Genomic DNA, 26,778 nt, shown 5'->3' with positions numbered 1-26,778 from the left:
CGCCGTTCCCGGCTATTCCCTCCGGCCCGGGGCATCGTCGCGCAGCACGACGTAGATCGCCGGGATGACCAGAACGGTCAGCAGCGTCGAACTCAGCAGGCCGAACAGCAGCGAGATCGCCAGCCCCTGGAAGATGGGGTCGGTCAGGATGAAGGCGGCGCCGATCATCGCCGCCACCGCCGTCAGCAGGATCGGCTTGAAGCGGATCGCCCCGGCCTCCAGGGCGGCCTCCCGCACCGACAGCCCGCGGTCGCGAAGATGGCGGATGAAGTCCACCAGCAGGATCGAATTGCGCACGATGATGCCCGCCAGGGCGATGAAGCCGATCATCGAGGTCGCGGTGAAGGCGGCCCCGAACAGCCAGTGGCCGAGCACGATGCCGATCAGGGTCAGCGGCACCGGCACCAGGATCACCAGCGGCAGCGTGAAGCTGCCGAACTGCGCGACCACCAGCAGATAGATGCCGAGGATCGCCACCGCGAAGGCGGCCCCCATGTCGCGGAAGGTGACATAGGTGATCTCCCACTCGCCCTCCCACAGCAGCGCGGGTTTGCTCTGGTCGGCGGGTTGTCCATGCAGCAGGATGTCCGGCGCCGCTGTGAGCCCGGCGGCTTTCCAGTCGATCCGTTTCAGCCGCTCCTGCACCGCCAGCATGCCGTAGACCGGCGCCTCGTAGCGTCCGGCGAGATCGGCCATCACCATCTCGGCGAAGCGGCCGTTGCGGCGGAACAGCGGATAGGAGGCCGGTTCCCGCGTCATGGTGACGAGGTCGCCCAGCTCGACCGTGCCGCGGGCGCCGGGCACCGGCGTCGCCAGGATGCGCTCCGACAGGAACAGGCCCGACTTCGGCAGCCGCACCGATATCTCGATGGGGGTGCGTCCGGCCCCGCGATGCGAGTAACCGACCGGCACGCCGCCGACCAGCGCCTGCAACGTGTCATAGACCGCCTGTTCCTCGACACCGTGGAACTCCAGGCTCTCGCGGTCCAGCGCGAAGCGCAGCCGCTCGCCGGGCGGGCGGACGGTGTCGTCCACATCGACGATGAAGTCGACGCTGCGGAAGGCGTCCCGGACGATGCCCGTCGCCTTGCGCCGCGTCTCCGCATCGGGGCCGTAGACCTCGACCAGCAGGGTGGAGAGCACCGGCGGACCGGGCGGCACCTCGACGACCTTGAGCGAGGTGCCGTCGGGAACCGCCAGATCCCTCAGCCGCGCCCGGATGTCGAGCGCGATGTCGTGGCTGCTGCGGCGGCGCTCGCCCTTGGGGGCGAGGTTGACTTGCAGGTCGCCCTGCTCCGGCTGGTCGCGCAGATAGTAATGGCGGACCAGACCGTTGAAGTTGAAGGGCGAGGCGGTGCCGCCATAGGCCTGGACGCTCGCCAGTTCGGGCAGGTCGGCGATCTTCCGCGCAGCGGCCAGCAGCACGCGCCCGGTATCCTCCTGTGCCGCGCCGCGCGGCAGGTCGACGACGACCTGGAGTTCAGACTTGTTGTCGAAGGGCAGCAGCTTGACCGCCACGTCCTTGGTGTAGAACAGCGCCGTCGAGGCCAGCGTCGCCACCCCGACCGCGAGCAGGAAAATCCAGGCCCGGCGTTTGCTGCGGATGACCGGGCGCGCGACGGAGAGATACAGGCGGCCCAGCAGGCCGCCCCGTCCATCGCCATGCCCGCCGCCATGCCCGCCACTGTCTTCATCGCCGTGCCCGGCCGGAGCATCGTCGCCCGGCCGCAGCTTCACCATCAGCCAGGGCGTCAGCACCATGGCGGCGAAGAAGCTGAAAACCATGGCGGCCGATGCGTTGGCCGGGATCGGGCTCATGTAGGGGCCCATCAGGCCGGACACGAACATCATCGGCAGCAGTGCCGCGATGACGGTCAGGGTGGCGACGACGGTCGGGTTGCCGACCTCCGCGACCGCCTCGATGGCGGCCTGGACCTTGCTGCGGCCGTCGCGCATCGACCAGTGGCGGTCGATGTTCTCCACCACGACGATGGCGTCGTCCACCAGGATGCCGATGGAGAAGATCAGCGCGAACAGGCTGACGCGGTTGATGGTGTAGCCCATCAGCCAGGACGCGAACATGGTCAGCAGGATCGTGGTCGGGATGACGATCAGCGTCACCATGCCCTCGCGCCAGCCGATCGCCAGCACGATCAGCGCGACGATGGTCACGGTGGCGAGCGCCAGATGGAACAGCAGTTCGTTGACCTTCTCGTTCGCCGTCTCGCCATAGTTGCGGGTGACGGTCAGCGTCAGGTCCCTGGGCAGCGATCCGGCCTGGATGGCCTGCACGCGCTCCAGAACGCGCCCGGCGATGGTCACGGCATTGGCCCCGGCGCGCTTGGCGATGGCGATGGTGACCGCCGGGGTCTGGACGAGCCCGCCCTTGCCGTCGGGCAGCAGGTTCCAGGCCGTGCTTTCGTCCGGCCGCGCGCCCATCACGATGTCGGCCACATCCTTGACATAGACCGGGCGGCCGTCGCGGGCGGTGACCAGCAGCAGGCCGATGTCGGCGGTCCCCTGGAGCGTCTGGCCGGCCAGCGCCGGCAGGCTGCCGCCCTGGGCCCGCACCGAGCCGACCATGAAGGACCGGTTGGCGCTCCTCACCTTGTCGACCAGCTGGTTGAGCGTGACGCCGAACAGCGCCAGCCGCTCCGGATCCGGTTCCACCCGGATCTGGTCGGGACGGCCGCCGACGATGACGCTGCGGCCGACATCCTCCACCTGCACCAGCTGTGCCAGCAGCTCGTCCGCCACGCCATACAGCGCGGTGTCGGTCCAGCGCGACGCCGCGTCCGGCCTGGGGGCCAGCGTCAGGGTCAAAATCGCCACGTCGTTGATGCCGCGCCCGACGATCAGCGGCTCCGGAATGCCGAGCGGGATGCGGTTCAGGTTGGCCCGCACCTTCTCGTGCACGCGCAGGATCGCCTCGTCCGCCGAGGTGCCGACGAGGAAACGGGCGGTGACGACCACACGGTCGTCCAGGGTCTGGCTGTAGGTGTGCTCGACCCCGTCGATGCCCTTGACGATCTCCTCCAGCGGTTTGGTCACCAGCTCGACCGCGTCGTCCGCCTTCAGCCCGTCGGCGCGAACCAGGATGTCCACCATCGGCACGCTGATCTGCGGCTCCTCCTCCCGCGGCAGCGAGAGCAGGGCGACCGTGCCGACCACCAGCGAGGCCAGCAGCAGAAGCGGGGTCAGGGGCGAGCGGATGAAGGTCCGCGTCAGCACCCCGGAGAGACCGAGCCTCATCGCGCACCGTCCGGGCGGACGATCACGTCGCCGGGTCTCAGGCCGGACAGCACCTCGATCCCGCCGCGCTGGTCGCCGACGCTGGGAATCGGACCGCCGACCTGGACCGGCACCTCCGTCCCGTCGGCCAGCCGTACGAAGTCGGTGCCGAAGCGGCGCAGGACATGGTCGGGCGGGATGACGAACGCCTGCCGCGTGCCGGTGGCGACGTACACGCGCACGCGCTCGCCCACGAAGAAATCGCCGAGCCCGCTCACCGTGGCGTCGGCCACCACCTGACCGCCGGACATCTCCGGATAGACCTGACGGACGGTACCGCGCTTCAGGTCGAGCGGCTTCGCGTCCAGCGCCCCCTCGCCGCCGGATGGCGCGACCGGGGCGAGACCGCGGTCGCCGACCAGCACCGGGTCGCCCTCATGCATGAAGCGGGCGTGGCGTTCGGGCAGGCGCAGGCGCAGCACATAGGTTTCCGTCGCGATGCTGGCGACGGTCTCGCCGGGCATCACCACGGCGCCGTCGATGACCTTGACCTGGAGAATGCGGCCGTTGGCGGGCGCCGACACCGCGCCCTCGCGCAGCTGCTGCTCCACCACCGCCCGCTCGGCCGTCATGGCGGCGATCTGGGCGCGGGCCACGTCCACGGCGGACTGCGCGTCGTCGAGCCGCTGCTGCGTCCCCGTTCCGCTCGCCCGCAGCTGCCGGGCGCGGTCCAGCTCCAGGCCGGCCTGATGCTGCTGCGCCTGGAGCGCCTGGATGCGCGCGTCCAGCGCCGCCAGTTGCAGCGGCAGCTTCGGGTCGTGCACGGTGGCAACGACCTGACCCATGGTGACCTTGTCCCCTTCCTTCGCCGTCAAGTCGGCGATGGTGCCGCCGATGCGGGTGCGCGCCAGCGTCTCGTGGACGCTTTCCACGGTGGCGAAGACGGCCTTCAGATCCTCCACCGCACGGGCGCGCACGGTGAGCCGGCCGGCCCCCGCATCGGGCTGGGCCAGCGCGCCGGACAGCGGAACGATGGCGAACAGGAGCGTCGCGGCCAGAACGAGGCCTGCGGGTCGGCGGGGCATGACGGGCCACCTTGACTGGAATGGATGAAGCACCTCTTGACCAATAATTTAGAATAGTCTAATTTAGTGTCAATGAATGAATTGGATCGCAGCCATGTGAGTTCGGCGGCGCGCCTGCTGAGGGCGCTGGCCAACGAACGGCGCCTGTCCATCCTCTGCCTGCTGGGGCGTGGGGAACTCTGCGTCGGCGACCTCGCGGATGCGGTCGGGCTCAGCCAGTCGGCCTTGTCGCAGCATCTGGCGAGGCTGCGTGCCGAAGGCCTCGTGCGGACCCGCCGCGACGGGCTGACGATCTTCTACAGGCTGGCAAGCGCCGAAGCCGCCGCCGTGATCGAGGTGCTGGCGGGGCTGTATTGCGATCCTTCGCCGGAGAATCCTCCGTCTTCGAACCAATCCTTGCATCGGGAGACATCGACATGAGCATCGACCGCATCGTGATGGCCTTCGCCGGGACCGTTGTCCTGCTGAGCCTGGCCTTGTCGCACCTGCACAGCCCGCAGTGGCTGTGGCTGACCGCCTTCGTCGGCGCCAACCTGTTGCAGGCCGCCTTCACCGGCTTCTGCCCGTTGGCGGTCGTCCTCAAGCGGCTGGGCGCCAGGGCGGGCGCCGCCTTTACCTGAGCGCATGCACCTGATGTCACGGCGGAGACGATCCGCATAGACCTTGAGGTCGCAGTCTGCCTTCGCCTGAACCGAAGGCAGACTGCGGCAAAGCCACATTGTGACGTTCCGCCGCATCGATCAAGCTTGTCCCAGATACGAAGGACGAGAAGACGGGAGGACGGAGCATGGCCCTGCTGGATCGCGACAGTGCCGAAGCCGATGACAAGGGCCCGATGGCCGGGGTGGACCGCCGGCTGCTGGTGGTGGCCCTGGCCCTGGCGCTGCTGACCCTGCTGGCGGTTCTGGACCAGTACCGGCCGACGCCGGGATCGGCGCCGCCGGTGGACTGGCAGTTGCCCGGCGTGGAGCTGCCGCGGACGGTGCCGATGGCGAAGGCACCCAGCCCGCGCCCGGACGAGCTGCTGGGGGCCGACTGATGGGGCTTCCGGTCAGCCGGACGGTGGGCTGTCGCTTCCGTCGCCGAGCGGCCGTTCCATCAGCACGCCGTCCAGCCAGCGGCCGAACTTGAAGCCCACGGCGGGCAGGATGCCGACAGGACGGAAGCCGCAGGCGCTGTGCAGGCCGATGGAGCCGTGGTTGGCGCTGTCGCCGATCGCCGCGATCATCCGGCGGTAGCCCGCCGCCTCGCACATCTCGATCAACGGGTCCATCAGCGCCCGGCCGATGCCGCGCCGGCCCATGCCGTCGGCGACATAGACGGAATTCTCCAGCGTGAAGCGGTAGGCGCTGCGCGTGCGGTACAGGCCGGCATAGGCATAGCCGACCAGCCGCCCTTCGCATTCCGCCGCCAGATAGGGCAGGCCGCGGCCCAAAATGTCGGCGCGGCGGCGGGCGATCTCGGCCTCGTCCGGCGGAACCTCTTCGAACGAGGCGGTGCCGTGCAGCACATGGCGGGCGTAAAGGGCGGTGATGGCGGGAATGTCGGTGTCGGCGGATGCCCGCACGGTGATGGCGGGCCCGGCAATGGAGACCATGTGAATCAACTCCGGTCAGGACGGTCGGCGGGAAGAAGAAGGGCGCAGACGGTCGCCAACCCGCCGCCGACGCCGAGAAGCGCGAAACCCCAGCCCCAGCCGGCACCGGCTGCGCCGCCGGCCCGATCCAGCACCAGACCGACCGCCAGCGGCGCCGCCCCTCCGGCGCCGAAGCCCAGAATGGAGCGGACGGCGAGCGCCGCCCCCAGGCTGCCGGGTTCGACCGATTCGGTCATCGCCGTCGACAGCACGGGGGAGTCGCCCAGCGCGGAGAAGCCGTAGAGCGCCGCCACCGCCAGGACCAGGGCCAGCGGCATCCCGTCCATCCAGCCGATGGTGAAGGAACAGGCGGCGCCCAGCACGCCCATCGCCACCAGCACTGTCCGCCGGCCAAGCCGGTCGGATGCGCGTCCCATCAGCAGCGACGACAGGAAGCCCGAGAGATGGATGGCACCGGCGATCCACAGCCCGCGCACGCCGGCCCCGTCGCCACCGGCGCCTGCGAGGCTGGCGGTCAGGAAGGCCGGCAGCCACGCCCACATGCCCAGCAGTTCCCAGCAATGGGCGGTGTAGCCGGCGGTCAGCAGGAAGGAGCGGCGGTCGGACAGGAAACGGAAGGCGCCGCGCAGCCGCCGCGCTCCCCCGCCCGCCACCAGATTGGGCCGTCCGAGCAGGCCCGGCGTGGCGAGCAGCGCCGCCAGCAGCGGTCCCAGCCCGCAGGCGATGAAGGCCGCCTCGTAGCCGAACCGCTCGGCCAGTCCGGCGGCAAGGGCGATGGAGGCGAAATAGCCGAGCGACCCCGCCGCCAGCAGCCAGCCCACCGCAGCACCACGCCGGTCCGCCGGCACGCCCTGCGCCACCAGCATGATGGAGGGGGCATAGGTGCCGCCCTGGGTCAGTCCCATCAGCGCGAACAGCAGCAGTCCGCTTTCCGCCGAGCGGGCGAAGATGGCGAAGGCGATGCCGGTCAGCGCGGTCGCCCAGCTGGCGCACAGGAAGACGCGCTTGGCGCCCAGGCTGTCGGCGAACCAGGACGAGCCCACCAGCGACAGGGCGTAGCCGACGTTGAAGGCGGTCTGGATCGACCCGGCCTCTCCCGCCGACATGCCCCAGGCCTGCATCGCGGGCACGAGCGCGCCGGCATAGACCATGAAGGACAGCGAGGTGGCGAAGCGGCTGGTGCAGAGCAGCACGAACCAGATCGGCCGGGGCTCTTCAGCGGGGGTAGGGGCGGGAGTGGCGATGGCGGCGGTCGTCATGCCCACACCGTCGTGGACCGGCGGGGAAAAGGCAAATTTATTGATCTGATTGAAATCATAAGGAAGACTGGGGGTATGCGTGGCCTCAACCTCGACCAGCTCATCACCTTCGCGACCGTCATCGAGCATGGCGGCTTCACCGAGGCCGCCAGCCGGCTCGGCCTGACCCAGCCGGCGGTCAGCATGCAGATCCGCAATCTGGAGGAGCGCTTCGGCGTGCGGCTGGTGGAGCGGGTTGGCAAGCGCGCCCTGCCGACCGCGGCCGGCCGCGACCTGCTTCCCTTCATCCGCCGCCTGCGCGAGGAGATGGAGGCGGCATCGGCCGCCATGGGCCGCCACCGTGCCGGGCAGGTCGGGCGCGTGCGCATCGGCACCGGGGCCACCGCCTGCATTTACCGCCTGCCGCCGATCCTGACCGCCCTGCGCAGCGCCCATCCCGGGCTGGAGATCATCGTCGTCACCGGCAACACGCCGGACATCCTGGATGCGGTGGAGGGCGGAACGCTGGATCTGGCGCTGGTCACCCTGCCGGCCGGCCGCCTCGGCCTGTCCATCGAACCGGTCTGCGCCGAGGAGCTGGTCTGTGTCGGTCCCCGCGGCGCCGTGCCGCTACCGGAGCAGACCGCCGCCCCGGAAATGGCTCCGGCGGCGCTGGCGGACGAAACGCTGATCCTTTACGAGCGCGGCGGGACCATGCGGGCGGTGATCGACGGCTGGTTCATGGCCGGCGGCATCCAGCCGCGGCCATCGATGGAGCTGGGCAATGTGGAGGCGATCAAGAATCTCGTCGCCGCCGGGCTCGGCCGGTCGATCCTGCCGTCGGTCACCGTGGCGGGGCCGCAGGATTGCGACCGGTTCGCAGTACAAGCTCTGACGCCGCCATTGATCCGCACCCTTGGGTTGGTGTTGCGGCGCGATAAAGTGCTCGATGCCGGCGTGCGGGCAATGGTAAAGGCAATCACCGATATGCGGTAACGACATCGATTGCATTTCGGATATCGCAATCGTCCGGAATATTGCTTTTGGAAGGTTTACAGCGGCTTTGGGCATTGCGCACTCTCGACGAATGAGCGTTTTGTTTTTCTTTGGGCGCCTATGACCAAGCAGCCGTCCGTCCCGAACGAGCCCGCCGATAACCGAACGGGAGCCGGGCCGGATTTGCCTGCTCGACCGGACGCGGAACTGCTGGCAAGGCTGGAGGAGCTTGAGCGTGAAAATGCCCGGCTCCAGTCGGCGCTGTCCAACGCCTACAGCGGCCGCGACGATCTGCTGACGGTCACGGCATTGAACGAGGATCTGCGCACCGCCTTCAATGCGCTGGAGCGCAGCCGCGCCGCCCATGCCGACAGCGAGAGGCGGCTGCGCGCGATCCTCGACAGCGCCATCGGCCACGCCATCCTGACCCTGGATCCTGCCGGCCTGATCACCAGCTGGAACCCCGGCGCCGTCCGCATCCTGGGCTGGAGCGAGGAGGAGGCGAGGGGACAGCCGGTCGACATCCTGTTTCCGCCGGAGGAGGTCGCCGCCGGCGCGCCCAAAGCCCTGCGGGCCCGCGCGCTGGCCGAGGGCCGCATCCAGGAGGAGCGTCCCTTCTGCCACCGGGACGGCTTCGCCGTCTGGGCTGCGCTGACCGTCCTGCCGCTCCAGGGCGACGAGGAGGGATTCCTGTGGATCCTGCACGACCGGTCCGACGAGCGGCGGATGGAGGAGGCGATTGCCGACGTGCGCCGGCGCGCGACCGACATTCTGGACAGCATCGACGAGGCGCTGGTGGCGCTGGACGGCGATTACCGCGTGATCTACCAGAACCGCCGCGCCGAAGAGTTCGACCACCAGTCGCTGTCGGCGATGCGCGGCCGCCTCCTGTGGGAGGTGTGGCCGCAGCTTGCCGGGTCGGACCTGGAGGCGCTGTGTCGCAAGACGATGACGGAGCGGCAGCCGACCGGCATCGAAAAGCGTTTCGACGGCGAAGACACCACCCTGTGGCTGGAGGTCCGCTTCCTGCCGACGCCGGAGGGGGTGGGCTGCTTCTTCCGCGACATCACCATGCGCAAGCGGGCGGAGGAGGAGGCCCGCACCTCGCACGAGCGTGCGGTGAAGATTCTCGAAAGCATCAGCGACGCCTTCTATGCGGTCGACCACCAGTGGCGCTTCACCTACATCAACCGCAAGGCCGAACAGGTCTGGGGCCGCTCGCGCGACACCCTGCTGGGCCGTCGCGTCTGGGAGGCCTTCCCCAGGGTGCTGGGCAGCGAAGCCTTCGAAGCGCAGAAGCAGGCGGTCCGCGAAGGCCGTGAAATGACCATAGAGGTGCTGTCTCCGACTATGGGCAACTGGCTGGAGGCCAGCATCTATCCCAGCTCCGACGGTCTCTCCGTCTATTTCCGCGACATCACCGCCCGCCGTCAGGCGCAACAGGCGCTGTTGCAGGCGAAGGAGACGGCGGAGGCCGCCGACCTCGCCAAGGGCAAGTTCCTGGCCGCGGCCAGCCACGACCTGCGCCAGCCGTTGCAGGCGCTGCTGCTGTTCGTCGACGTGCTGAAGCCGCATGTCCAGGGCAGCCAGGGCGCCACCGCGCTGATGCATCTGGGCCGCGGGCTGGACGCGCTGAAGGAGCTGCTGGACAGCCTGCTCGACATGTCGCGGCTGGATGCCGGCGTGGTCCAGCCCAACATCGAGAATGTGCCGGTCGCCCCGCTGTTCGACCACATCGCCGCCTCCTACCGGCCGGTGGCGGCGGCCAAGGGGCTGGAGTTGCACGTCCTGTCCTGCAACGCCGCGGCCCGGACCGACCGCACCCTGCTGACCCGCATGGTGCGCAATCTGGTGGAAAACGCCCTGCGCTATACCGAAAGCGGGCGGATCGACATCGAATGCCGGCGGGCTGGCGGGCGGCTGCTGATCGAGGTGCGCGACACCGGCATCGGCATCCCCTCCGACCATCTGGAAAGCATCTGGGAGGAGTTCCATCAGGTCGGCAACCCGGAGCGCGACCGCAACCGCGGGCTGGGGTTGGGGCTCGCCATCGTGCGGCGGCTGTCGCTGCTGCTGAACCATCCGGTGGACGTGACCTCCAAGCCGGGGCAGGGGACCAGCTTCGTCATCGCCCTGCCGCTCGGCCGCAAGGTCGAGACGCCGGTGACCGCGGCGGAGGCGGCGACCGCCGGACGCGGCCGCTTCGCCGTGGTGGTCGACGACGACGCCATCGTGCTGCTGGGGCTGGAGACGATCTTCCGCGAATGGGGCTATCAGGTGCTGGTCGCCGGCTCCGCCCAGAAGGCGGTGGAGGGGTTGAGCCGCATGGGCCGCCGCCCCGACCTGATCGTCGCCGATTACCGGCTGCGCGAAGGGCGCTACGGCACCGAGGCGGTCGCCCGCATCCGCGCGCTTTACGACGATCCCGGCAGCGCGCCGGTCCCCGGCCTGATCCTGACCGGCGAGACCGGCCCGGAGTGCGAGCGCGACGCCGCCGCCCATGGGCTGGGCATCATCCACAAGCCGGTGACCCCGCGCCAGCTCAGCCACGCGCTGGGCGAACTGCTGGGCGCGCCGTAGGAGAGGCGGGGCATCATCCCCGCCAGCCTCACCCCCGCCCGTCCAGGAAGGCGCTCAACTGCTCGCCCGCCTGGATGACGTGGCGCACGACGATGCCGCAGGCGGCGTCCGCGTCGCCGGCACGGCAGGCCGCCAGCAGGGCGTGATGCTCGTCCTGGGAGCGGGGATGGTAGCCCAGCGCCGCGAACTGGAAGCGCAGATAGCGGTCGGCGGCGGAGAGATGCTGTTCCACCAGCGCCAGCAGGCGCGGCCGGCCGGCGCGGGAATAGAGCGTCATGTGGAAGCGCCGGTTCAGCTCGCCCATGCGGCCGGGATCGGTCTCCGCATCCATCTCCGCGATCAGCTCCGCCGCCAGGGCAAGGTCGTCCGCCGTCAGATGCGGCAGCGACAGCCGCAGGGCCGCCGGCTCCAGCGCCGCCCGGATGGCGCCGATGTCGGCCGAATCCTCCGCCGAGATCTCCGCCACCACCGCGCCCCGGTGGGGATGGAATTCGACCAGCGCGCGGGCCTCCAACTGGCGCAGGGCCTCGCGCACCGGCATGCGGCTGACGCCGAAGGCGGCGGCGAGATCCTCCTGGCGCAGCGGGGCGCCGGCCGGAAGAACCCCCTCCAGGATCGCCTCGCGCATCGCCGCCTCGACGAACTCGGTCGCGGTGCGGAAGCGCGGCCGGTTGCGCGCGATCAGCACGGCCAGATCGGCAAGGCGCGCATCGGGGGGGCGGGAGTCGGGAGGCTGGGACATGCTGGAGACCTGGGAGGTGAGAAAAACGCTTGCCTGGATATTGGATCCAATTTACCTGTCGGGTCCTCTCCTGTCCATGCATGCGAAAGGACCGGCCATGCCCGGCTCGTCATCCGCCGACCAGACCGTTTCCGGCGCGCCCGCATCCCCGGGGGGGCGCGGCCTGTCGCCTTCGGCGCTCGCCACCGGCGGTCTGGTGGCGCTGGTCGGCTATGCCAGTTCGGTCGCGGTGGTGATCCAGGGGCTGGCGGCGGTCGGGGCGGACACGGCGCAGATCACCTCCGGGCTGGTGGCCGTCGGCTTTTCCATGGGGCTGTCGGCGATCTGGCTGGCCTGGACCCAGCGCAAGCCGATCAGCGTCGCCTGGACCACGCCGGGCATGGCGCTGCTGGCGGCGACCGGCCCGGTGGCCGGCGGCTTTCCGGCGGCGGTGGGGGCCTTCCTGACGGTCGGCGTGCTCATCATGGTCGCGGGGCTGTGGCGGCCGCTCGGCCGCTGGATCGCGGCGATCCCGAAGCCGCTCGCCAACGGCATGCTGGCCGGGCTTCTGCTGAAACTGTGCCTGGCGCCCTTCATGGCAATCGGGCAGGCGCCGGGGCTGGGCCTGCTGGTGCTGGCGACCTGGGCGATCGTCGGGCGCGTCGCCCGGCTCTATGCGGTGCCGGCGGCGGTCGCGGTGGCGCTGGCGGCGATGGCGATGAACCCGCCGGTGTCGGGCGCACTGCCGGCCGACCCCTGGCCGACCCTGTCGCTGGTCGCCCCGGCCTTCACCTGGGAGGCGCTGGTCGGGCTGGCCCTGCCGCTGTTCGTCGTCACCATGGCGTCGCAGAACATCCCCGGTCTGGCGGTGCTGGCGACCTTCGGCTACACGCCGCGGGTGCCGCCGGCCTTCCTGGCGACCGGCTTCGCCTCGGCCCTGACGGCGCCGCTGGGAGCGCCGACGGTCAATCTGGCGGCGATCACCGCGGCGATGTGCGCCGGTCCCGATGCCGACCCCAGGCCGGAGCGTCGCTGGCAGGCCGCCGTCACCGGCGGTGTCGGCTACATCGCGCTGACGGCGCTGGCGGCGGTCACCGCCACGCTGGTCACCCGTTCGCCGCCGATCCTGATCGAGGCGGTGGCCGGTCTGGCGCTGATCGGTGCCTTCGGCGGCTCTCTGCTGGCGGCGGTCCAGGCGGAGGAGGAGCGCATCCCCGCCCTGGTCACGCTGCTGGTGACCGCGTCGGGCCTGTCCTTCTTCGGGGTCGGATCGGCCTTCTGGGGCTTGCTGTTCGGCGGGGCGATGCATGTGCTGCATCGGTGGCGCCCCGCCAAAGCTTGAGACCGGGTTCGGAAAGTCCTGATTTTCCGAACCCGGGATATCGTCCGCGACTGCGGGCGCGCACCGTCAGGTGCGAAGCCTGCGTGGCGAATGAACGCAGCGGTCAGAATTATTCTGGCCGCGTATAAGCAACCTCAGCCCTGCTCGATCAGGTCGGCGCAGGCGTTCACCGCGGCGGCGGCGTAGGGGCGGATGCGCGGCAGGATCTGCGACGGGTTGATCCCCGGCCCGAGGATGCCGACGCCGACCGGCTTCATGAACTGGAGCTGCAGGTCGATCAGGCTGCCGATGACCGCATGGCCCATGACGTTGCCATGTTCGGTCTCGCCGCGCTCGATGATGCCCAGCGCGACCGCGCCGGCGACATCCTCGCGCATCAGCAGGCGCTTGATCGCCAGCGGCTTTTCCATCGAACCGGGAACCCAGACCTCCGCCACGATGCCGAGGCCGCGGCTGGCGGCGACGGTGCGCGCCTCGTCCAGCATCTCTTCCACCTCTTTGCGGTGGAACCGTCCGAGCACGATGCCGATGTTGCTCACCCTCTGCTTCTCCCATGGTCGCGGTGTAACGTCCGTCCAAACTGTCGCGTCGCCGCGCAAAGCGCAAGAGCCGTCGCGCGGCATCCGGACCGGGCAGCGCCGGTACGGAGATTTCCGTCCGGCTTTATAAAGTTGCCTGGGTAAATCGCGCCGCTTTGCGCCGATGTCCAAGCGTCCGGCAAGCAGATCGGGGGCAAACCTTATGGTTAGGCCCACGCTCGTCGTGCACGCTGTTGCCAACCGCGACAGGCCGTCGCATGGCGCTACAATTCAGAACAAATTGGTCGCCGCCGCATTTCTTACGACCATGTAATAATGCTGCTATGGTGCAATTGCGGGGGGCCGGCCAACGGACCCGTAATGGTGCCGGCAGAGCGGTCAGGCGAATCCGGAACGGCAATCATGTTGAAGGGTGCGATCGAATACGCGCCGTCGACCTTCGAGGAGCGGGGGGCCGCGGTGGCCTTCACCACGCCGCTGCTGTCCCAGACCCGCGTGCGCTGCGGTGAGCGCTCGAAGCTCGAAGTGCTGATCCCCAGCCTGTCGCAGGGCATGGGCATCTATGTCGTCGCCTGGAAATCGGTGCCGGACATGGTGTCGATGACCATGCACGACCGCTATCTGCACGACCTGATCGTGAAGGAGGAGGCCTGCTCCCCGTACGAGATCCGCCGGGCGACGCTGAGGGCGGCGCGGCGCGGGCTTGCCGGGCCGAAGGCGGCGCAGGCCGCCCGCCGCGCGCTGGACGAGGATGACGAGCAGGGCACCCTCACCCATTACCTGCTGATCCTGTCGATCCTGAAGGCGGTCGGGCTGGAATCGCCGGAGATGCTGAAGGCCGGCATCGACACCGACGAGGGCCAGCGCCTGACCCGGCAGCTGATGACCCGCGCGGCCGAAAGCCTGCGCATGGACGCGACGCTGCTCTATGCCCGGCTGGCCGACATTGCCTCGGTCACCGCGCCGGTGGGACTGGCGCACTCGCCCCGGCCGGGCCGGCTGACGCGCGGGCTGAACGACCTGAAGGGCTTCCGCGACGGCATGATCGACTGGGCGCGCGACGTGCCGAGCGATGCCGCCCCGGTCGCGGAGTTCTGCGCGGAGGTGGCGCAGCACACCATCGCCATCGGCGAAAAGGTGCTGGGCGATTTCCACCGCCGCATCGACGCCATCGGGCCGCTGATGCGCGACTGGGACGACGCCTTCATCCGCGTCCGCACCCAGGCCGCCCGCATGGCCTGGCTGCTCGACGGCTGGAGCCACATCACCGGGGCGTGGGAGGTGGCGCAGGCCGAGGACCGCCAGCAGCAGGCCGCCACCGTCAACGATTTGTTCCGCATCCTGCCGCTGCTGCCCCGCCGGGAATCCAGCCGCGATTTCGTCGAGGATTCCAAGCAGGTCAAGATGGCCCACCGCCGCTCCGTCCGCATGCTGGAGGATTGGCGCACCGGCCAGATGGACATCGACGCCATCCGCCGGATCGAGGCGGTGAAAGCCCGCGCCCCATGAGCGGAGCGGCGGACGGACGGGGCGGGGGCGACCGCCTGCCGGGGCTGGAGAGCCGGCTGTTCGACATTCCCGAGGACAAGTTCATCGAGGTGGTCCGCCTGCTGGAGCGGGTGCGCGACCATCCCGAGGTGCGCCAGACCTTCGCCGCCATCCGCCCGCGGCTGGTCCAGGTGCGGCCGAACCGCCGGCCGACGCTGAAACGCGTGCTGTGCATGCCGTTCGAGGATGTGCTGGAAAGCTTCAGCGGCCTCGACGTGCCGGTGGGCCGCATCGAACGGCGGGTGATCGACCCGGTGTGGCGGCTGGTGACGGAGTGCGGCGACCGTGCCCTGATCGACCGGCTCGACCGGCAGGTGCAGGAGACGGCGCCCGGCAATCTCAACGCCCTGCGCAACATCGGGCGCCGGCTGTGGCCGATGGCCGCGCAGGCCATTCAGGGCGCTGTCGGCGGCGTTGGGGAACCGGACACCGGCGGCCAGCCGCAGTGGCGCGTCCTTCAGGGCGACGAGGAGATGCGGCGGCAGTTGCTGGACGTCGCCGCCTTCCTCGAAATCGGGCTGACGGTCGAAGCGCTGAAGGACGCGCTGGCGCCGAAGCCGCTGGCGGCGCTGGACGATTTGCATGTGGATGCCATCGAGCAGGCGGCCCAGGCGGTGGCGCGGCAATCGGCCGGGCTGGTCTATCACCTGCTGCTGGTCGCCGCCTCGCGCATGGCGAACCCGGCCGACCTGCTGACGGTGCTGAACGATCTGGATTTCGGCAAGGCGCGGCGCGAGCAGCCGGCGATCTTCGCCCAGCTGAGCGGTCTGGTCGTCACCAATCTGGAGGAGCGCTCGGCCCGCCTCGAAAGCAAGGACGGCGGCAAAGATTGGGGCGAAGGCGGCGGCACCGGCCACAGCGCCGGGCCGGGCGGGGCTGCCGCCTTCGCCCCGGAGGAGGCCATCGCCATCGCCGAGCGGCTGGTCGCCGGCATCGACACCACCTCCGCCGCCATGGATGTCCTGGCCGACCCGGCCTATCGCGAGCGGCTGGACGCGGTGAAGGTGGCGGTGCGGACCATGGTGTCCGGCACCGTCCTTGACACCGCGCCGGCCGGCATCCTGACCGCCGTTCCGGCCCCCGCCGCGAACGGCCGCCCCGCCCCGGTGGACGAGGACGCCCAGGCCGCCGCCGAGGACCACGCCCGCGCGCTGCGCCGCTGCGAGGGGCTGGCCGGCGCGCTCGGCCTGCGCGAGCCGCTGAAGGACACGCTGGTGTCGATGGAAATAGGGCTGATGGCGCGGGCGCAGGCCCTGCTGGCGGACTATTCCAAGGCGGCCGGCGACCCGGACGATGCCGAGACGGCCGAGATGAACCTGTTCTACGCCCTGCGCCTGCTGGAGCTGGTCGCCGGTCCCGCCAAAGCCGACCGGCTCCGCACCGCCATCATGGCCGCGACGGGAGAATTCGCGGAGGAGTAGGGCGCGCCCCGCTCCCTCACGAGGTCGCCGGCAGGGCGTCCCGCGCCTCGCCCTCCTCGGCATAGCGGCGGGCCAGGACGGCGCAGACCATCAGCTGGATCTGGTGGAACAGCATGACCGGCAGCAGCACCAGCCCGGCGGTGGCGGGGGCGAACAGCACGCCGGCCATCGGCACGCCGCTGACCAGCGACTTCTTCGATCCGCAGAAGACGATCACGGCTTCGTCGGCGCGGGAAAAGCCCAGGCGGCGGCTCAGCAGCGTCGTGCCGACCAGGAAGACCGCCAGGATGGCGCAGTCGATCACCACCACCATGCCCAGTGCGGACGGCGGCACCTGATGCCACAGCCCGTTCACCACCGCCTCGCTGAAGGCGAGATAGACGACCAGCAGGATCGAACCGCGGTCGGTGAAGCGCAGCATCGTCTTGTGCCGGGCTGCCCAGGCGCCGATCCAGCGCCGCAGCAGCTGGCCGGCGACGAAAGGCAGCAGCAACTGCGCCGCGATGGTCTGCAAGGTGTCGAGCGACAGCGCCGAGCCCTGCACCTTCAGGAACAGCGCCACCAGCAGCGGCGTCATCAGGATGCCGGAGATGTTGGACAGGGTGGAACTGCACACCGCCGCCGCCACGTTGCCGCGCGCCATCGAGGTGAAGGCGATGGAGGACTGCACGGTGGAGGGCAGCAGGCAGAGGAACTGCACGCCGATGGCGACGGCCGGCGGCAGCAGGCTGTGCGGCAGCGTTTCCACCACCGCCCAGCCGATCAGCGGGAAGGCGGCGAAGGTCAGGCTGAAGATCAGCAGATGCAGGCGCCAATGCGCCATGCCCGCCACCACCTCTTCCCGCGGCAGGCGGGCGCCGTGCAGGAAGAACAGCAGCGCGATGGCCGCCTCCGCCAGCCAGTGCACGCCCTGGGCGAACTGCCCCTGCACCGGAAGCACGGTCGCCAGCCCGACGGTCGCCACCAGGGCCACGGTGAAGCCGTCCATGTTGGGCCGAGGCACGCGGATCATTCGTTGGTCCCCCAAATCGATATCACTGGCCGGATATAACGCGTCGGCTCCTGTTATAATCGCCTTCGCCGCTCTGGAATACAGTATCCAACATGCATGGCAGCCTTGAATCGATTGGGGAAAAATCGGGCTGCCCCCTGTGGTTTCCACGATGCGAAAACGCCGCCGCGCCCTCTTGGGCGGCCAAACTCCTGACCTTGAACGGCTTTTCGATGCGCTCGGCAACCCCCTTGCCAGCCGCATTGCCATACGGTAACGTATGGTCAAAGAACGGATGATTTCCCAGGGGAGCGATACGTCCATGCTGTCCAACCAGTACCCGAGCCTGAATTTCGACCTCGGTGAGTCGGCCGACATGCTGCGCGATTCGGTGCGGAGCTTCGCCGCCAACGAGATCGCCCCCCGCGCCGCCGAGATCGACCGCAGCAACGAGTTTCCGAACGAGCTGTGGCGCAAGATGGGCGACCTCGGCATCCTCGGCGTGACGGTGGAGGAGGAGTATGGCGGCGCCGGCATGGGCTATCTGGAACATGTCGTGGCGATGGAGGAGGTGTCCCGGGCGTCGGCCTCGGTGGGCTTGAGCTACGGCGCCCATTCCAACCTCTGCGTCAACCAGATCCGCAAGAACGGCACCGAGGACCAGAAGCGCCGCTATCTGCCCAAGCTGATCTCCGGCGAGCATATCGGTGCCTTGGCGATGTCGGAGCCGAACGCCGGGTCCGACGTGGTGTCGATGAAGCTGCGGGCTGAGAAGAAGGGCGACCGTTACGTCCTGAACGGCACCAAGATGTGGATCACCAACGGCCCCGATGCCGACACGCTGGTGATCTACGCCAAGACCGACATCAATGCCGGCCCGCGCGGGATGACCGCCTTCCTGGTGGAGAAGGGATTCAAGGGCTTCTCGGTGGCGCAGAAGCTGGACAAGCTGGGCATGCGCGGCTCCAACACCGGCGAGCTGGTGTTCGAGGATTGCGAGGTGCCGGAGGAGAACATCCTGGGCGGCGTCGGCCGCGGCGTGAACGTGCTGATGTCGGGTCTGGATTACGAGCGCGCGGTGCTGTCCGGCGGCCCGCTCGGCATCATGCAGGCCTGCATGGACGTGGTGATCCCCTATGTCCACGACCGCAAGCAGTTCGGCCAGTCCATCGGCGAGTTCCAGCTGATGCAGGGCAAGCTGGCCGACATGTACACGATCATGAACGCCGCCAAGGCCTATGTGTACGCCGTTGCCAAGGCCTGCGACCGGGGCGAGACCACCCGCAAGGACGCCGCCGCCGCCATCCTGTTCTCTGCCGAAAAGGCGACCTGGATGGCGCTGGAGGCCATTCAAACGCTGGGAGGCAACGGCTACATCAATGAGTATCCGACCGGCCGCCTGCTGCGCGACGCCAAGCTCTACGAGATCGGCGCCGGCACCAGCGAGATCCGCCGCATGCTGATCGGTCGCGAACTATTCAAAGAGACCGCGTAAAGCGGTTCGGAAACAAGGCACAGAGAGCATCGAGGGAAAGGGACCGACCACCATGACCGACAGCATCGTCATCGCCGCCGCCGTCCGCACGCCGATGGGCGGCTTCCAGGGCGACCTCATGGGCCTGACCGGCCCGCAGCTGGGCGCCGTCGCCATCCAGGCGGCGCTGGAGCGCTCGGGCCTCGCCGCGGACGCGGTGGACGAGGTGTTCATGGGCAACGTGCTGTCGGCCGGTCTGGGCCAGGCCCCGGCGCGCCAGGCGGCGCTGGGTGCCGGGCTGCCGAAGGGCGTCGGCTGCACCACCATCTCCAAGGTCTGCGGCTCGGGCATGCGGGCGGTGATGTTCGCCCATGACGTGATCAAGGCCGGCTCGGCCAAGGTGGTGGTGGCCGGCGGCATGGAGAGCATGTCGAACGCCCCCTACCTGCTGGACCGCGCCCGCGCCGGCTACCGCATGGGCCACGGCAAGGTGCTGGACCACATGTTCTTCGACGGGCTGGAGGATGCCTACGAGAAGGGCCGCCTGATGGGCACCTTCGCCGAGGAATGCGCCAGCAGCTACAGCTTCACCCGCGAGGCGCAGGACGATTTCGCCATCGAAAGCCTGAACCGCGCCCGCAAGGCGGTGGAGGACGGCTCCTTCAAGGCGGAGATCGCGCCGGTGCTGGTCAAGGGCCGCAAGGGCGACACGCTGGTCGATACCGACGAGCAGCCGGGCAAGGGCGATCCCAAGAAGATCCCGACGCTGAAGCCGGCCTTCGCCAAGGACGGCACGGTGACGGCGGCGAACGCCTCGTCGATCTCCGACGGCGGGGCGGCGCTGATCGTCACCACCCGCAGCGAAGCGGAGAAGCGCGGCTTGCGCGTGATCGCCGAGATCAAGGGCCATTCCAACCACGCCCAGCAGCCGGCGCTGTTCACCACCGCGCCGGTCGGCGCGATGCAGAAGCTGTTCGACAAGGTGGGCTGGTCGGCCCGCGACGTCGACCTGTTCGAGATCAACGAGGCGTTCGCAGTGGTCACCATGGCGGCGATGCGCGATCTCGATCTGCCGCACGACAAGGTGAACGTCCATGGCGGCGCCTGCGCGCTCGGCCACCCCATCGGCGCCTCTGGGGCGCGGATCCTCGTGACGCTGCTGGCGGCGCTGGAGAAATACGACCTGAAGCGTGGCGTGGCATCGCTCTGCATCGGCGGTGGCGAGGCCACGGCCATCGCGGTGGAGCGGGTGTAAGCCACTCCCTCTCCCGCCCCGGGAGAGGGAAGGGGCCCATGCAAAGCATGGGAAGGGTGAGGGGTGGTCCAAGGATCAGGATCCATGCCCGGATCACCCCTCACCCCCCCCGCCTTCGGCGGGTCCCTCCCTCTCCCGGGACGGGAGAGGGCAATAACGACCAGGGAGGAGCAGCATGCACCTGACCGAAGAACAGACCATGGTCCGCGACATGGCCCGCGCCTTCGCGCAGGACCGGCTCGCGCCGACCGCCGCCGAGCGCGACCGCACGGGCGCTTTCCCCAAGGCCGAACTCGCCGAGATGGGCCAACTCGGCCTGATGGGCATGCTGGTGCCGGAGGAGTTCGGCGGCGCAGCCACCGACCATGTCGCCTACGCGCTCGCCATCGAGGAGATCGCCGCCGGCGACGGGGCCGTCTCCACCATCATGAGCGTGCACAACTCGGTCGGCTGCATGCCGATCCTGAAGTTCGGCAGCGACGCCCAGAAGGACCGTTTCCTCAAGCCGATGGCGCGGGGCGAGATGCTGGGCGCCTTCTGCCTGACCGAACCGCAGGCGGGGTCCGACGCCTCCGCCATCAAGACCCGTGCCCGGCGCGACGGCGACCACTGGGTGCTGAACGGCACCAAGCAGTTCATCACCTCGGGCTCGCAGGCCGATGTCGCCATCGTCTTCGCGGTGACCGACCCGGCGGCGGGCAAGAGGGGTCTCAGCGCCTTCATCGTGCCGACCGGCACGCCGGGCTATCAGGTGGCGCGGACCGAGGAGAAGCTGGGCCAGCACTGCTCCGACACCTGCCAGATCGTCTTCGAGGAGTGCCGGGTGCCCGCCGACCTGATGCTCGGCGCCGAAGGCGCCGGCTACAAGGTGGCGCTGGCGAACCTTGAGGGCGGGCGCATCGGCATCGCCTCGCAGTCGGTCGGCATGGCGCGCGCGGCGCTCGACCACGCCATCCGCTACGCCCAGGAGCGCCAGAGCATGGGCGTGCCGATCATCCAGCATCAGGCCATCGCCTTCCGCCTCGCCGACATGGCGACGCGGGTGGAGGCGGCGCGGCAGATGGTGCTGCATGCGGCATCCTTGCGCGACGCCGGGGTGCCCTGCATGAAAGAGGCGGCGATGGCCAAGCTGTTCGCCTCGGAGATCGCCGAGAAGGTCTGCTCCGACGCCATCCAGATCCATGGCGGCTACGGCTATCTCAACGATTTCCCGGTCGAGCGCATCTATCGCGACGTCCGGGTCTGCCAGATCTACGAGGGCACCAGCGACATCCAGCGGTTGGTCATCAGCCGCGCCCTCATCCAGTAATCAAGACCGCCAAACCGGGAGGAAGACGGCATGACCGTCCTGAAGAGCGCCCTGAACGCGCGCTCCGCCGAGTTCCAGGCCAACGCCGACGCCATGCAGGTTCTGGTCGACGATCTGCGCCGGAAGGTCGCCGCCATCCAGCAGGGCGGCGGTGCGAAGGCCCGCGACAAGCACCTCGCCCGCGGCAAGCTGCTGCCGCGCGAGCGCATCCGTCAGCTTCTCGACGTCGGCTCGCCGTTTCTGGAGCTGTCGCAGCTGGCCGCCGACGGCGTCTATGCCGACGACATCCCGTCGGCCGGCATCATCGCCGGCATTGGCAGCGTCGCCGGGCAGGAGTGCATGATCGTCGCCAACGACGCGACGGTGAAGGGCGGCACCTATTACCCGCTGACGGTCAAGAAGCACCTGCGCGCGCAGGAGATCGCCCAACAGAACAACCTGCCCTGCATCTATCTGGTGGATTCCGGCGGCGCCAACCTGCCGAACCAGGACGAGGTCTTCCCCGACCGCGACCATTTCGGCCGCATCTTCTACAACCAGGCCAACATGTCGGCCGAGGGCATCCCGCAGATCGCCGTGGTAATGGGAAGCTGCACCGCCGGCGGCGCCTATGTCCCGGCGATGTCGGACGAGGCGATCATCGTCCGCAACCAGGGCACCATCTTCCTGGGCGGTCCGCCGCTGGTGAAGGCGGCGACCGGCGAGGTGGTGTCGGCGGAGGATCTCGGCGGCGCCGACGTGCATTCCCGCACCTCCGGCGTCACCGACCATTACGCGATGAACGACGCCCACGCCCTGGCGATGGCGCGCCGCGTGGTGTCGAACCTGAACCGCGCCAAGCACATCGACCTCGACCTGCGCGAGCCGGAGGAGCCCGCCTTCGACCCGCGCGAACTCTATGGCGTCATCCCCAGCGACGCCCGCAAGCCCTTCGACGTGCGCGAGGTGATCGCGCGGGTTGTCGACGGCTCGCGCTTCGACGAGTTCAAGCCGCTCTACGGCACGACGCTGGTGACGGGATTCGCCCACATCTTCGGCTATCCGGTCGGCATCATCGCCAACAATGGCATCCTGTTCAGCGAATCCGCCCTGAAGGGCGCCCATTTCGTCGAGCTGTGCTGTCAGCGCCGTATCCCGCTGGTGTTCCTGCAGAACATCACCGGCTTCATGGTCGGCCGCAAGTACGAGGCCGGCGGCATCGCCAAGGACGGTGCCAAGCTGGTCACCGCGGTCGCCTGCGCCAAGGTGCCGAAATTCACCGTCATCATCGGCGGCAGCTATGGCGCCGGCAATTACGGCATGTGCGGCCGAGCCTACAGCCCGCGCTTCCTGTGGATGTGGCCGAACGCCCGCATCTCGGTCATGGGCGGCGAGCAGGCGGCCGGCGTGCTGGCCCAGGTCAAGCGCGACGCCATGGAAGCCCAGGGCAAGCCGTGGACGGCCGAGGATGACGAGGCGCTGAAGGCGCCGATCCGCGCCCAGTTCGAACGCGAGAGCCACGCCTATTACGCCAGCGCCCGGCTGTGGGACGACGGCATCATCGACCCGGCCGACACCCGCATGGTGCTGGGCCTCGGCCTGTCGGCCTCGCTGAACGCCCCGGTGCCGAAGACGCCCTTCGGCGTCTTCCGGATGTGAGGGGGCGGATATGAGCGACATCCTCATCGACATCGCCGACACCGGCGTCGCCACCGTCACCATGAACCGCGGCGACGTTCACAACGCCTTCAACGAGCAGGTGATATCCGACCTCACCGCGGCCTTCCGGCAGGTGGGCGAGGATCCGGCGGTGCGCGTCGTCCTGCTGCGCGGGGTGGGCAAGAGCTTCTCGGCCGGGGCGGATCTGTCCTGGATGAAGAAGATGGCCGGCTACTCCCGCGAGGAGAATCTGGCCGACGCCATGGGGCTCGCCACGATGCTGCGCACGCTGGACGAATGCCCGAAGCCGACGGTCGCCGTGGTGCAGGGTCCGGCCTTCGGCGGCGGCGTGGGCCTCGTGTCGGCCTGCGACATCGCCATCGGCGTCGACACCGCCACCTTCGCTTTGTCGGAGGTGCGGCTGGGCATCATCCCCGCCGCCATCAGCCCCTATGTCATCGCCGCCATCGGCGAGCGCGCCTGCCGCCGCTATTTCCTGACCGGCGAGCGGTTCAGCGCGGCGGAGGCCCACCGCATCGGCCTGCTGCATGAGCTGACCAACGCCGACGGGCTGGAGGAGGCGGTGGCGAAGACGGTGAAGAACCTGATGGACAGCGCCCCCACGGCGGTCACCGCTGCCAAGGAGCTGATCCGCGCCGTCGCCCGCCGGCCGCTGACCGACGACGTGGTGCGCGACACGGCGGAGCGCATCGCCCGCCAGCGCGCCAGCGCCGAAGGCAAGGAGGGCGTCGGCGCCTTCCTCGACAAACGCACCCCGTCCTGGCGGAGCTGATCCACATGTTCGACAAGATCCTGATCGCCAACCGCGGCGAAATCGCCTGCCGGGTCATCCGCACCGCCCGCCGCCTGGGCATCAAGACCGTCGCCGTCCATTCGGAGGCCGATGCCAAGGCGATGCATGTCCAGATGGCCGACGAGGCCGTCTGCATCGGCGCGGCCCCGGTCGGCGAAAGCTATCTGCGCGGCGAAATCATCCTCGACGTGGCGAAGCGGACGGGGGCGCAGGCCATCCATCCCGGCTACGGCTTCCTGTCGGAGAATGCCGGCTTCGCGGCGGCTTGCGCGGAGGCCGGTGTCGTCTTCATCGGCCCGCCGATCGAGGCGATCCGTGTCATGGGCTCCAAGGCCGAGTCCAAGCGGCTGATGGCGAATGCCGACGTGCCGCTGGTGCCGGGCTATCACGGCACCGACCAGGACTTCGCCACCCTGTCGGCGGAGGCCGAGCGCATCGGCTTTCCGGTGCTGGTCAAGGCGTCGGCCGGCGGCGGCGGCAAGGGCATGCGCGTGGTGCGCGCCGCCAACGAGCTGGCCGACGCGGTGGCCGGCGCCCAGCGCGAGGCCAAGGCCGCCTTCGGCGACGACAGCCTGCTGCTGGAGAAGTATCTCGGCCGGCCGCGCCATGTCGAAATCCAGGTCTTCTGCGACACCCACGGCAACGGCGTCTATCTGTTCGAGCGTGACTGCTCGGTCCAGCGCCGCCACCAGAAGGTGATCGAGGAGGCGCCGGCCCCCAACCTGCCCGACGACCTCCGCCGCCGCATGGGCGAGGCCGCGGTCGCCGCCGCCAAGGCGGTCAACTATGTCGGCGCCGGCACCGTCGAGTTCCTCTATGAGGATGGCGGCTTCTACTTCATCGAGATGAACACCCGCCTGCAGGTGGAGCATCCGGTGACCGAGAAGATCACCGGCCTCGATCTGGTCGAGTGGCAGCTGCGCGTGGCATCCGGGGCGGAGCTGCCGCTGCGCCAGGACCAGCTGACCCGCCGGGGTCATGCCTTCGAGGCGCGGCTCTATGCCGAGGATCCGCAGCGCGACTTCCTGCCGGCCATCGGCAAGCTGGTGCGGCTGCGCCCGCCGGCCGAGAACGATCATGTCCGTGTCGACACCGGTGTCCGCGAGGGCGATTCGGTGACGATGTATTACGACCCGATGATCGCCAAGCTGATCGTCTGGGACGAGGACCGCGACAGCGCGCTGCGCCGCCTGCGGGTGGCGCTGGCCGAGTATGAGGTGGTCGGCGTCACCACCAATGTCGCCTTCCTCGGCGCCATCGCCGGCCATCCGGCCTTCAAGGCGGTGGAGATCGACACCGGTTTCATCGAGCGCCACCGCGCCGATCTGCTGCCGCCGCCGGCCCCGGTGGCCGACAAGGCGCTGGCCGCAGCATCCCTGTCGGTGCTGCTGACGCGCCGGGAGGAGGCCCAGGCCGCCCTGCGCGCCCGGTCGGATCGCTATTCCCCGTGGCTGCTCGCCAATGGCTGGCGGCTGAACGAGGAGAACCATTACGACCTGCGCCTGATGGACGGCGACACCGCGCGCGAGGTGACGCTGCATTTCCGCGCTGATGGTTATGAGGTCGCGGTGGATGGCGGCAAGCCGATGCCGGTGACCGGGGTCAGTCTCACCGACGGTCTGCTGACCGCGACGCTGGACGGCATGCGCACCCGCGCCACGGTGGTGCGGCAGGGGCTCGACCTCACCGTGCTGATCGACGGCGCGGTGTCCCGCCTGACGCTGGACGACCCCAGCGCCCGCGCGGCGGAGCAGGAGGGCGGCTCCGGCCGCCTGACAGCACCCATGCCGGGCACCGTGGTCCGCGTGCTGGTCGAAGCCGGCCAAGCCGTCGAGGCCGGCACGCCGCTGATGCTGCTGGAAGCGATGAAGATGGAGCACACCATCAAGGCCCCGGCGGCGGGCACCGTCAGCGCGGTGAATTTCGCGGCAGGCGATCAGGTGTCGGAAGGCGTCGACCTGCTGGTTCTCGACATCGCGGAGGCCTGACGATGCAGTTGCCGAAATTCGTCCGCATGGTGGAGGTCGGTCCGCGCGACGGCCTCCAGAACGAAAAGTCCATGGTGCCGACCGCGGTGAAGGTGGAACTGGTCGACCGCCTGTCCGACGCCGGCCTTACCGTGGTGGAGGCAGCCAGCTTCGTCTCGCCCAAATGGGTGCCGCAGATGGGCGACAGCGCCGAGGTGCTGGCCGGCATCGCCCGCAAGCCCGGCGTGCGCTATGCCGCCCTCACCCCCAACCTGAAGGGGCTGGAGGGCGCGCTGGCGGCCAGGGCCGACGAGGTGGCGGTGTTCGGCGCCGCCTCGGAGAGCTTCAGCCAGAAGAACATCAACTGCTCCATCGCCGAGAGCCTGGACCGCTTCGCTCCCGTCATGGAGCAGGCCAAGGCGGCGGGCGTGCCGGTCCGCGGTTACGTCTCCTGCGTGCTCGGCTGCCCCTATGAGGGGGAGATCGCGCCCAGGGCGGTGGCCGACGTGGCGGAGCGGCTGTTCGCCATGGGCTGCTACGAGATCTCGCTGGGCGACACCATCGGCACCGGGACGCCGACCAAGGCGCAACTGATGATCGCCGCGGTGGCGGAGCGAGTGCCGGTCGACAAGATCGCCGTCCACTTCCACGACACCTACGGGCAGGCGCTGGCCAACATCCTGGCGGCGCTCCAGATGGGGGTGGCGGTGGTCGACAGCTCTGTCGCGGGCCTTGGCGGCTGCCCCTATGCCAAGGGGGCCAGCGGCAACGTGGCGAGCGAGGATGTGCTCTACATGCTGAACGGCCTCGGCATCGAGACCGGGGTGGATCTCGACAAGCTGATTGCGGCCGGTGCGTTCATCAGCGACGCCATCGGCCGCCCCACCGCATCGAAGGTGGCCCGCGCTCGTGGTTGTGCGTGAGGGAATCTTCGGCAACGAAGGGCCGCGCTTCCGAAAAGGGGCGCGGCCCTTTCGTATTGGGGGATGAGGAGTTTCCAATTAAATGCAGTTATAGGGAATGAAAGTAAAT

22 protein-coding genes are annotated in these 26,778 nt (G+C 69.3%); 15 read left to right on the top strand and 7 right to left on the bottom strand.

All coding sequences use genetic code 11. The features are described from left to right. Positions 1 to 12: 12 nt before the first annotated feature. Both CRT60_RS14190 and CRT60_RS14185 read right to left on the bottom strand, forming a co-directional pair. Positions 13 to 3,252 carry an efflux RND transporter permease subunit gene (locus CRT60_RS14190; protein WP_098737087.1) on the bottom strand — a complete coding sequence of 1,080 codons (3,240 nt, stop codon included), beginning with the start codon at positions 3,250 to 3,252 and terminating at the stop codon, positions 13 to 15. Next, a complete protein-coding gene (locus CRT60_RS14185; RefSeq protein ID WP_098737086.1) occupies positions 3,249 to 4,316 on the bottom strand; it encodes an efflux RND transporter periplasmic adaptor subunit in 1,068 nt (355 codons plus the stop codon). The genes CRT60_RS14190 and CRT60_RS14185 overlap by 4 nt, the downstream gene beginning before the upstream one ends. Before the next feature lie 72 nt (positions 4,317 to 4,388). Here CRT60_RS14185 and CRT60_RS14180 point away from each other — a divergent pair, with 72 nt between their 5' ends. The 3 genes from CRT60_RS14180 to CRT60_RS14170 all read left to right on the top strand — a co-directional run bounded on the left by CRT60_RS14180 (position 4,389) and on the right by CRT60_RS14170 (position 5,355). Beyond that, complete coding sequence (locus CRT60_RS14180) at positions 4,389 to 4,736, top strand: ArsR/SmtB family transcription factor (RefSeq protein WP_098737085.1); 348 nt, start codon at positions 4,389 to 4,391, stop codon at positions 4,734 to 4,736. Beyond that, a complete protein-coding gene (locus tag CRT60_RS14175) occupies positions 4,733 to 4,936 on the top strand; it encodes a YgaP family membrane protein (RefSeq protein WP_098737084.1) in 204 nt (67 codons plus the stop codon). Before CRT60_RS14180 ends, CRT60_RS14175 begins: the two co-directional genes overlap by 4 nt. A gap of 167 nt (positions 4,937 to 5,103) precedes the next feature. Next, entirely contained in the window at positions 5,104 to 5,355 is a 252-nt protein-coding gene (locus CRT60_RS14170) for a hypothetical protein (RefSeq protein WP_098737083.1), read from the top strand. Between the two features lie 12 nt (positions 5,356 to 5,367). Here CRT60_RS14170 and CRT60_RS14165 read toward each other — a convergent pair whose 3' ends face one another. Both CRT60_RS14165 and CRT60_RS14160 read right to left on the bottom strand, forming a co-directional pair. Continuing rightward, positions 5,368 to 5,913: a GNAT family N-acetyltransferase gene (locus tag CRT60_RS14165; protein WP_098737082.1), complete on the bottom strand. Its 546-nt coding sequence runs from the start codon at positions 5,911 to 5,913 to the stop codon at positions 5,368 to 5,370. Between the two features lie 5 nt (positions 5,914 to 5,918). Further along, positions 5,919 to 7,172: an MFS transporter gene (locus tag CRT60_RS14160; RefSeq protein WP_244592501.1), complete on the bottom strand. Its 1,254-nt coding sequence runs from the start codon at positions 7,170 to 7,172 to the stop codon at positions 5,919 to 5,921. A 75-nt stretch (positions 7,173 to 7,247) separates the two neighbouring features. Between CRT60_RS14160 and CRT60_RS14155 the strand changes: the two genes are divergently transcribed. Together CRT60_RS14155 and CRT60_RS14150 are read left to right on the top strand one after the other, a co-directional pair. Beyond that, positions 7,248 to 8,147, top strand: a complete 900-nt coding sequence (locus CRT60_RS14155) for a LysR family transcriptional regulator (RefSeq protein ID WP_098737081.1) — start codon at positions 7,248 to 7,250, stop codon at positions 8,145 to 8,147. Positions 8,148 to 8,330: 183 nt separating this feature from the next. Beyond that, a complete protein-coding gene (locus tag CRT60_RS14150) occupies positions 8,331 to 10,727 on the top strand; it encodes a PAS domain-containing hybrid sensor histidine kinase/response regulator (protein ID WP_244592500.1) in 2,397 nt (798 codons plus the stop codon). Positions 10,728 to 10,755: 28 nt separating this feature from the next. Here the strand turns inward: CRT60_RS14150 and CRT60_RS14145 are convergent, their stop codons facing one another. Continuing rightward, on the bottom strand, positions 10,756 to 11,469 hold the full coding sequence (locus tag CRT60_RS14145; protein ID WP_098737079.1) for a GntR family transcriptional regulator: 714 nt from the start codon (positions 11,467 to 11,469) through the stop codon (positions 10,756 to 10,758). Between the two features lie 97 nt (positions 11,470 to 11,566). Between CRT60_RS14145 and CRT60_RS14140 the strand changes: the two genes are divergently transcribed. Continuing rightward, on the top strand, positions 11,567 to 12,790 hold the full coding sequence (locus tag CRT60_RS14140; protein ID WP_098737078.1) for a benzoate/H(+) symporter BenE family transporter: 1,224 nt from the start codon (positions 11,567 to 11,569) through the stop codon (positions 12,788 to 12,790). Between the two features lie 134 nt (positions 12,791 to 12,924). Here CRT60_RS14140 and CRT60_RS14135 read toward each other — a convergent pair whose 3' ends face one another. Further along, on the bottom strand, positions 12,925 to 13,329 hold the full coding sequence (locus CRT60_RS14135; RefSeq protein WP_098737077.1) for a 6,7-dimethyl-8-ribityllumazine synthase: 405 nt from the start codon (positions 13,327 to 13,329) through the stop codon (positions 12,925 to 12,927). Positions 13,330 to 13,731: 402 nt separating this feature from the next. Between CRT60_RS14135 and CRT60_RS14130 the strand changes: the two genes are divergently transcribed. After that, positions 13,732 to 14,838 (top strand): hypothetical protein, encoded by a 1,107-nt coding sequence (locus CRT60_RS14130; protein WP_098737076.1) that lies wholly within the window; start codon positions 13,732 to 13,734, stop codon positions 14,836 to 14,838. Beyond that, positions 14,835 to 16,298, top strand: a complete 1,464-nt coding sequence (locus tag CRT60_RS14125; protein WP_098737075.1) for a hypothetical protein — start codon at positions 14,835 to 14,837, stop codon at positions 16,296 to 16,298. Before CRT60_RS14130 ends, CRT60_RS14125 begins: the two co-directional genes overlap by 4 nt. 16 nt (positions 16,299 to 16,314) lie before the next feature. On the opposite strand, the gene CRT60_RS14120 is transcribed toward CRT60_RS14125, so the two are convergent. Continuing rightward, the gene (locus tag CRT60_RS14120; RefSeq protein ID WP_098737074.1) at positions 16,315 to 17,310 is read right to left on the bottom strand and encodes a bile acid:sodium symporter family protein; all 996 of its coding nucleotides are present in this window, start codon (positions 17,308 to 17,310) and stop codon (positions 16,315 to 16,317) included. Positions 17,311 to 17,611: 301 nt separating this feature from the next. Between CRT60_RS14120 and CRT60_RS14115 the strand changes: the two genes are divergently transcribed. The 7 genes from CRT60_RS14115 (at position 17,612) to CRT60_RS14085 (ending at position 26,669) form a co-directional block, all read left to right on the top strand. Then, a complete protein-coding gene (locus CRT60_RS14115; RefSeq protein ID WP_098737073.1) occupies positions 17,612 to 18,784 on the top strand; it encodes an isovaleryl-CoA dehydrogenase in 1,173 nt (390 codons plus the stop codon). 52 nt (positions 18,785 to 18,836) lie between these two features. Continuing rightward, positions 18,837 to 20,018 (top strand): acetyl-CoA C-acyltransferase, encoded by a 1,182-nt coding sequence (locus CRT60_RS14110; protein ID WP_098737072.1) that lies wholly within the window; start codon positions 18,837 to 18,839, stop codon positions 20,016 to 20,018. A gap of 175 nt (positions 20,019 to 20,193) precedes the next feature. Continuing rightward, positions 20,194 to 21,327 carry an acyl-CoA dehydrogenase gene (locus tag CRT60_RS14105; RefSeq protein WP_098737071.1) on the top strand — a complete coding sequence of 378 codons (1,134 nt, stop codon included), beginning with the start codon at positions 20,194 to 20,196 and terminating at the stop codon, positions 21,325 to 21,327. Between the two features lie 30 nt (positions 21,328 to 21,357). Further along, complete coding sequence (locus CRT60_RS14100; RefSeq protein WP_098737070.1) at positions 21,358 to 22,965, top strand: carboxyl transferase domain-containing protein; 1,608 nt, start codon at positions 21,358 to 21,360, stop codon at positions 22,963 to 22,965. 10 nt (positions 22,966 to 22,975) lie between these two features. Next, a complete protein-coding gene (locus CRT60_RS14095) occupies positions 22,976 to 23,758 on the top strand; it encodes an enoyl-CoA hydratase/isomerase family protein (RefSeq protein WP_098737069.1) in 783 nt (260 codons plus the stop codon). 5 nt (positions 23,759 to 23,763) lie between these two features. Continuing rightward, positions 23,764 to 25,767, top strand: a complete 2,004-nt coding sequence (locus CRT60_RS14090) for an acetyl/propionyl/methylcrotonyl-CoA carboxylase subunit alpha (RefSeq protein ID WP_098737068.1) — start codon at positions 23,764 to 23,766, stop codon at positions 25,765 to 25,767. Positions 25,768 to 25,769: 2 nt separating this feature from the next. Beyond that, positions 25,770 to 26,669 carry a hydroxymethylglutaryl-CoA lyase gene (locus CRT60_RS14085; RefSeq protein ID WP_098737067.1) on the top strand — a complete coding sequence of 300 codons (900 nt, stop codon included), beginning with the start codon at positions 25,770 to 25,772 and terminating at the stop codon, positions 26,667 to 26,669. Positions 26,670 to 26,778: the final 109 nt, after the last annotated feature.

It is taken from the genome of Azospirillum palustre, assembly GCF_002573965.1.
In the GTDB taxonomy this organism is placed as follows: domain Bacteria; phylum Pseudomonadota; class Alphaproteobacteria; order Azospirillales; family Azospirillaceae; genus Azospirillum; species Azospirillum palustre.
Note: the sequence above shows the minus strand (reverse complement) of the source record. Positions and strands in the feature narration are given on the sequence as shown.